Source organism: Streptomyces clavuligerus, from assembly GCF_005519465.1.
In the GTDB taxonomy this organism is placed as follows: domain Bacteria; phylum Actinomycetota; class Actinomycetes; order Streptomycetales; family Streptomycetaceae; genus Streptomyces; species Streptomyces clavuligerus.
Genome location: NZ_CP027858.1, coordinates 5,493,668 through 5,500,000, shown reverse-complemented (window position 1 = coordinate 5,500,000; position 6,333 = coordinate 5,493,668). Strand labels below are relative to the sequence as shown.

9 protein-coding genes (1 of these 9 running past the window's edge) are annotated in these 6,333 nt (G+C 71.4%); 4 read left to right on the top strand and 5 right to left on the bottom strand.

Annotated features, from left to right (window positions below; translation table 11 throughout):
- The 3 genes from CRV15_RS23215 to CRV15_RS23205 form a co-directional block, all read left to right on the top strand.
- Positions 1–275, top strand: the final stretch of a protein-coding gene (locus CRV15_RS23215) for a sporulation protein (protein ID WP_003957881.1). 508 nt of this gene lie to the left of the window's left edge; 275 of the gene's 783 nt are visible here — the last part of the coding sequence; its start codon lies off the left edge, out of view; its stop codon occupies positions 273–275.
- 92 nt (positions 276–367) lie between these two features.
- Positions 368–904 (top strand): YbhB/YbcL family Raf kinase inhibitor-like protein, encoded by a 537-nt coding sequence (locus CRV15_RS23210; protein WP_003957882.1) that lies wholly within the window; start codon positions 368–370, stop codon positions 902–904.
- Between the two features lie 196 nt (positions 905–1,100).
- Positions 1,101–1,610, top strand: a complete 510-nt coding sequence (locus CRV15_RS23205) for an HNH endonuclease (protein ID WP_003957883.1) — start codon at positions 1,101–1,103, stop codon at positions 1,608–1,610.
- A gap of 84 nt (positions 1,611–1,694) precedes the next feature.
- On the opposite strand, the gene CRV15_RS23200 is transcribed toward CRV15_RS23205, so the two are convergent.
- The 4 genes from CRV15_RS23200 to CRV15_RS23185 form a co-directional block, all read right to left on the bottom strand.
- Entirely contained in the window at positions 1,695–2,471 is a 777-nt protein-coding gene (locus CRV15_RS23200) for a sulfite exporter TauE/SafE family protein (RefSeq protein ID WP_009995682.1), read from the bottom strand.
- 57 nt (positions 2,472–2,528) lie between these two features.
- Positions 2,529–3,479: an SPFH domain-containing protein gene (locus CRV15_RS23195; protein WP_003957885.1), complete on the bottom strand. Its 951-nt coding sequence runs from the start codon at positions 3,477–3,479 to the stop codon at positions 2,529–2,531.
- A 121-nt stretch (positions 3,480–3,600) separates the two neighbouring features.
- Entirely contained in the window at positions 3,601–4,029 is a 429-nt protein-coding gene (locus CRV15_RS23190; RefSeq protein WP_003957886.1) for an NfeD family protein, read from the bottom strand.
- A 166-nt stretch (positions 4,030–4,195) separates the two neighbouring features.
- Positions 4,196–4,987, bottom strand: a complete 792-nt coding sequence (locus CRV15_RS23185; protein WP_003957887.1) for an ABC transporter ATP-binding protein — start codon at positions 4,985–4,987, stop codon at positions 4,196–4,198.
- A 138-nt stretch (positions 4,988–5,125) separates the two neighbouring features.
- Here CRV15_RS23185 and CRV15_RS23180 point away from each other — a divergent pair, with 138 nt between their 5' ends.
- Positions 5,126–5,920: a hypothetical protein gene (locus CRV15_RS23180; protein WP_003959968.1), complete on the top strand. Its 795-nt coding sequence runs from the start codon at positions 5,126–5,128 to the stop codon at positions 5,918–5,920.
- A gap of 81 nt (positions 5,921–6,001) precedes the next feature.
- Here CRV15_RS23180 and CRV15_RS23175 read toward each other — a convergent pair whose 3' ends face one another.
- A complete protein-coding gene (locus CRV15_RS23175; RefSeq protein WP_003957889.1) occupies positions 6,002–6,244 on the bottom strand; it encodes a chaplin in 243 nt (80 codons plus the stop codon).
- Between the last annotated feature and the right edge of the window lie 89 nt (positions 6,245–6,333).

Sequence of the window (6,333 nt, the reverse complement as noted above, 5' to 3'; positions counted from 1 at the left end):
GGGGCACGCGGCAGCAGCTCCCCTTCTACCAGGAGATCGAGTTCTACCCCCCGTCCCAGTACCGGGGGCTGAACCAGGTGGAGCTGACGTTCGTGGCGGACGCCCAGGAGATGGACGTCGTGCTGGAGATGGACAAGCGGGGCGGCCTCTTCAGCGAGGGCAGCGACTCGTTCAAGTCCTTCACGGTCCGGCACCACGACATCGCGTCGACCGACTGGGCCGCCTATCTGAACCAGTGGCTCGCCGAAGTCGGCGGGCGGCGGAACTGGCTGTAGCCCGGAGCCATAGGGTCAGGTCCGGCCGGGCCCATGGGGTTCTCCTGGGGTCCGGTGGGCAGGACTGGCCAGCGAACCGGAGGTTTCGACACGTGACCGAGCTGAAGAGAGCGCCGCTTCCGCACGACTTCCACCCGGAGGTGCCCTCGTTCACCGTGGTGAGCGCGGACATCGCACCCGGGTCGGTGCTGAAGGACGCCCAGGTCCACGCCGAGGGGAACACCTCGCCGCAGCTGCGGTGGGAGGGGTTCCCGGCCGGGACCAAGAGCTTCGCCGTGACCTGCTTCGACCCGGACGCGCCCACGGGCAGCGGCTTCTGGCACTGGGTGCTCTTCGACATCCCGGTGTCGGTGACCGAACTGCCCGCGGGTGCGGGCAGCGAGTCGTTCGCGGGGCTGCCCGCGGGTGCCGTGCACGCCCGTAACGACTACGGCTCGAAGGACTTCGGCGGTGCCGCCCCGCCGGCCGGGGAGAACCACCGCTATGTGTTCACCGTGTACGCGGTGGACAGCGAGAAGCTGGGGCCGGACGCGGACGCCTCCCCCGCCGTCGTCGGGTTCCATCTGCGCTTCCACACCCTCGGCCGCGCCCAGTTGATCGGTGAGTACACGGGGCCGTCCGGGGGCTGAGCCGGGGCGCCACCCCTTCGTTTGTTGTTTGCCCTGCTGTGGTCTTGGAGAGATCAGAGCAGGGCAGTTTTTTGTCTGCGGCCCATGCTCGACCATCCGGAGCGGTGCGGATATTGCGTTGTCCATCGTGACGCGCCCGGCCAGAGTTGATCCACAGCCCGCCAGGGGGCGGGCCAGGCAGACGGAGGTGGGCGACATGCGGGACACGCTGGTACTGAACGCGAGCTTCGAACCCCTGTCGACGGTGTCGCTGCACCGTGCGGTGATCCTCGTGCTTCAGGACAAGGCCGTTGTCGAGCAGGCCCACCCCGGACTCCGTATGCGTGCCGCCGCCGTCGATCTTCCGGTACCTCAGGTGATCCGGCTGTGCCGGTATGTCCGGGTGCCGTTCCGAAGACAGGCACCGTGGTCGCGGCGGGGGGTGCTGGCGCGGGACCAGCACCGGTGCGCGTACTGCGGCAGGCGCGCGACGACCGTGGACCATGTGGTGCCGCGGTCGCACGGGGGCGCGGACAGCTGGCTGAACACGGTGGCCTCCTGTGCGGAGGACAACCACCGCAAGGCGGACCGTACCCCGGAGCAGGCCGGGATGCCGCTGCTGCGGCAGCCGTTCGTCCCGTCCCCGACCGACGCCATGCTGCTGGGGATGCGGGCCGGGGAGCGGTCCGCACTGCCGGAGTGGCTGGTCGCGCGGTCGGCGGCGTGAGGCGGGCCCGCTCCGGCGGGTGCGCACCGGATGTGGCAGCCCGTCTTCGCCGTGGCGGAGGCGGGCTCCGCCGTGCCGGGGCGGTCAGCCGAAGCGGAGCAGCAGGAGCTGGACGACGGCGACGGTGCCGACGGCGACGATGAGCGCGCGGAGCACCCGGGGGGAGAGTCCGCGGCCCCAGGTGGCGCCGATCTGGCCGCCGATGGTGGAGCCGACCGCGATCAGTGCGACGGCGGTCCAGTCGAGTTCGGCGGCGAAGACGAAGAACAGGGCGGCGACGCTGTTGACGACGGCGGCGAGGACGTTCTTGACGGCGTTGATCCGTTGCAGGGTGTCGTCTATCAGCATGCCCATGAGGGCGACGTAGATGATGCCCTGGGCGGCGGTGAAGTAGCCGCCGTAGACGCTGGAGAGCAGGATCGCGGCGAAGAGGAGGGGGCCGCCGTCGCGGTGGGCGGGGGCTCCGTCGCGTTCGCGGCGGCGCTGGACCGCGCGGGCGATGCGTGGCTGGAGGACGACCAGGACGAGGGCGAGGGCCACGAGGACCGGGACGATCGTCTCGAAGGCGTCCGGGGGGAGGGTCAGCAGCAGGGCTGCTCCGGCGACGCCGCCGCACGCGGCGGCGAGGGAGAGCCGCAGCACGCGGCGGCGTTGTCCGGCGAGTTCGGCGCGGTAGCCGATGGCTCCGCTGATGGAGCCGAAGACGAGTCCGAGGGAGTTGGAGACGGTGGCGGTGACCGGGGGGAGGCCGGTGGCGACGAGCACCGGGAAGGTGATCAGCGTGCCGGAGCCGACGATGGTGTTGATGGTGCCCGCGCCGATGCCTGCGGCGAAGACGGCGAGCATCTCCCAGATGGTCACAGTGGACGCCTCCATGATCGGTGCCGAGTGCACCGATCATGCCTGAAGGACGGGGGTTCAGCCGAGGGGGGGCTCTTCACGGCGCTCGATCTTGCCGCTGCCGCCGCTGTTGCCGGTGTTGAAGCCGGGGACGCCGCCGCCGAGGTTGCCGAAGGCTCCGGAGAGCCCCTTGAGGGCGTCGCCGATCTCGCTGGGGACGATCCAGAGCTTGTTGGCGTCGCCTTCGGCGATCTTCGGGAGCATCTGGAGGTACTGGTAGGAGAGCAGCTTCTGGTCCGGGTCCCCGGCGTGGATGGACTCGAAGACGGTGCGGATGGCCTGGGCCTCGCCCTCGGCGCGGAGCGCCGCGGCCTTGGCCTCACCCTCGGCGCGGAGGATCTGGGACTGCTTCTCGCCCTCGGCGGTGAGGATCGCGGCCTGGCGGGTGCCCTCGGCGGTGAGGATCGCGGCGCGCTTGTCGCGGTCGGCGCGCATCTGCTTCTCCATCGAGTCCTGGATGGAGGTGGGCGGCTCGATGGCCTTCAGCTCGACGCGGTTGACACGGATGCCCCACTTGCCGGTGGCCTCGTCGAGGACTCCGCGCAGCGCGGCGTTGATCTCCTCGCGCGAGGTGAGGGTGCGCTCCAGGTCCATGCCGCCGATGATGTTGCGGAGGGTGGTGACGGTGAGCTGCTCGATGGCCTGGATGTAGCTGGCGACCTCGTAGGTGGCGGCCCGGGCGTCGGTGACCTGGTAGTAGATGACGGTGTCGATGTTGACGACCAGGTTGTCCTGGGTGATCACCGGCTGGGGCGGGAAGGGGACGACCTGTTCGCGCAGGTCGATGCGGTTGCGGATGGAGTCGATGAACGGGACGACGATGTTCAGTCCCGCGTTGAGGGTGCGGGTGTAGCGCCCGAAGCGTTCGACGATGGCGGCGCTGGCCTGTGGGATGACCTGGATCGTTTTGATCAGGGCGATGAAGACCAGCACCACCAGAATGATCAGGACGATGATGATCGGTTGCATCGCGTTCCCTGTGCCCTTCGCCGGATGAGTCTGATGGCCGGATGAATCTGATGATCGAGTTTCCCAGACCGGGGGCGTCCGTGGGGGCACTTTCCGCAGGGTTGACTCGGATGGTGGTTGCTCACATGACGACCGCGGTGGCGCCGTCGATCTCCACGACGTCGACCTGCTGGCCCGCTTCGAAGGTCATCTCGCTGTCGAGGGTGCGGGCGGACCAGATCTCGCCCGCCAGCTTGATCCGGCCGCCGCTCGCGCTGACCCGTTCGACGACGACGGCCTGACGGCCCTTCAGCGCGTCGACACCACTGGTGAACTGGGGTCTGCCGGTGCGGTGGCGGTTGGCCAGCGGCCGGACGACGGCGATGAGGGCCACGGAGACCACCACGAAGACGATCACCTGGGCGACGATGCCGCCCCCGAGCGCCGCGACGACGGCTCCGGCGACCGCTCCCGCGGAGAGCATTCCGAACTCGGGCATCGCGGTGAGGACCAGCGGAATGCCCAGTCCGACCGCGCCGATCAGCCACCACACCCACGCGTCGATTTCCACATGGTCATGGTAGGTCCGACGGCCGGGTGAGGACAGGGGGCCGGAAGGGGCGGACCGGACTCCGCCGGCAGCGCGGAGGGGGCCGGGCCACCGCCCGTGGCCGCGGGCGGGCGGCACGGGCGGTACGGGCAGAGGGGCGGCGGCGCGGGGCGCGGCCGGGGGCCGGTCAGCCGAGCGGCAGGCCCTGGGCGGTCCAGCGGTCGCCGACCCGCTCGACGACCAGCGGGAGGCCGAAGCAGTGGGAGAGATTGCGGGAAGTCAGCTCCATCTCGACGGGGCCGGCCGCGAGCACCTTGCCCTGGCGGATCATCAGGACGTGGGTGAAGCCGGGCGGGATCTCCTCGACATGGTGGGTGACCATGATCATGGAGGGGGCGATCGGGTCCCGGGCGAGTCGGCCGAGACGGCGCACCAGGTCCTCGCGTCCGCCGAGGTCGAGTCCGGCGGCGGGCTCGTCCAGGAGGAGGAGTTCGGGGTCGGTCATCAGGGCGCGGGCGATCAGGGTGCGCTTGCGCTCGCCCTCGGAGAGGGTGCCGAACCGGCGGTCGAGGTAGTCGCTCATGCCGAGCCGGTCGAGGAAGGCACGGGCGCGCTCCTCGTCGACCGGGTCGTAGTCCTCGTTCCAGGTGGCGGTCATGCCGTAGGCGGCGGTGAGGACGGTCTGGAGGACGGTCTGGCGGCGGGGGAGCTTCTCCACCATGGCGATTCCGGCCATGCCGATGCGGGGGCGGAGGTCGAAGACATCGACGCCGCCCAGGCGTTCGCCGAGAATCCGTACGGTTCCGGTGCTCGGGAAGAGGTAGCTGGAGGCGAGGTTGAGCAAGGTGGTCTTGCCCGCGCCGTTGGGGCCGAGGATGACCCAGCGCTCCCCTTCCTTGACCGACCAGGAGACGTCGTCCACCAGAGCGCGTCCGTCGCGGACCACGGATACGTCCACCAGCTCCAGTACATCGCTCATGAGCGCGTTGTCTCCCCATGCAATCGTCTTGAGGTGTGCGAGGGGGGCGGCGGGTGCCTCCTGGGCACGGCCCCCAGGGAAAACCTACGCCACTGGCGGGGGCGCTCCGTCCCCCGGCCCGATCCTTAAGGTGGGCGCATGCTTTCGGAACCACGATCTGGACGGTTGGCCGCCTGGGGCAACGCTCTGCTGGCGGGGCTCGTGTCGCCCGATGACGCGGCGCTCACGATCACGGGGGGTGACGCGGTGCACCGGGTGGCACAGGTGCCGGGTGAGCCGGGGCCGGTGGGCCTCACCCTGGCGCTGGGGCGGCTGCGGGCGCTCGGTGTGCGGGGCTGGCGGGTGGCGCTGCCCGCGCCGGGGCATCCGCTGGGGCTGAGCGGTCCGCCGGAGTTCAACGCGCGGGCGCTGGATGCCGGGGAGGCGGTCGTCGGGTACGGGGCCCCGTACGGGCTGGTGCCCGAGGTGTCCGAGGCGGGGGCGGGGCCCGGTGCGGAGGACGTCCATGTGGAGGTCGTCTGGCACTGTCTGCCGGTCCGGGAGGCCCCGCCCGCGGACGTGCCCTCGCTCGGTGAGGCGGAGCGGGAGCTGGCGGAGGGGCTGCGGGAGGCGACGGAGGCGCTGACGCGGCTGGACGTGGCGGCGTCGGGGCCGGTGGCCGAGGCGGCGGTGGACGCGTACCGGGCGCGGGCGGAGCGGGGGCGCCAGGCGCTGGCGCCGGGGTATCCGCCGCGGGCGGTACGGGTGCTGGAGCTGGCGCAGCGGGTGGGGCTGCTGATCTCCGTGGCGCACGGGAGCGGTCACGGCGGTGCGGTGAGCGCGGCGGAGATGGCGGCGCGGGCGCAGGCGCTGCGGCCGGTGGAGCGGGTGGCGCGGCGGGCGCAGGTGGCCGCGTACAACGCCTGGGTGGAGGAGCGGGAGCGGGGGGCGTAGTTCCGCTCGGTGGGGGGTGTGCCCCCGGGGGTGAGGCCGGGCCCGTGCGCAGGGGGAGGCGGCCCGGCCTCACCGGGAGCGTCAGACGTTGGCGGCCTGGTTGGCGAAGGCCGGGTTCAGCACGCCGATGACGTTGACCGTGTTGCCCGACTTGTTGACGGGAACGTGGACGGGGACCTGGACCACGTTGCCCGAGACGATGCCCGGGGAGCCGACGGCCTCGGCGCCGGCGGCGGCGCCGCTGGCGGAGGCGGCACCGGCTCCGGCGGCGAGCAGGCTGCCCGTGATCATGGTGAGGGCGGCGGCCTTCTTCAGGTTCTTCACTTCGTCATTCCTCCTGGCTTCCGCTGCGGCGGTTCACCGCAGCACGCCCTGGAGAACGTCCGGCCGCCCGGGAGGATGCGCCATCCGGG

Bases quoted from the DNA above. Each gene is read 5' to 3' on its own strand.
- CRV15_RS23185 (WP_003957887.1), bottom strand. From the start codon at position 4,987: ATGAGCGATGTACTGGAGCTGGTGGACGTATCCGTGGTCCGCGACGGA.
- CRV15_RS23180 (WP_003959968.1), top strand. From the start codon at position 5,126: ATGCTTTCGGAACCACGATCTGGACGGTTGGCCGCCTGGGGCAACGCT.
- CRV15_RS23205 (WP_003957883.1), top strand. From the start codon at position 1,101: ATGCGGGACACGCTGGTACTGAACGCGAGCTTCGAACCCCTGTCGACG.
- CRV15_RS23195 (WP_003957885.1), bottom strand. From the start codon at position 3,479: ATGCAACCGATCATCATCGTCCTGATCATTCTGGTGGTGCTGGTCTTC.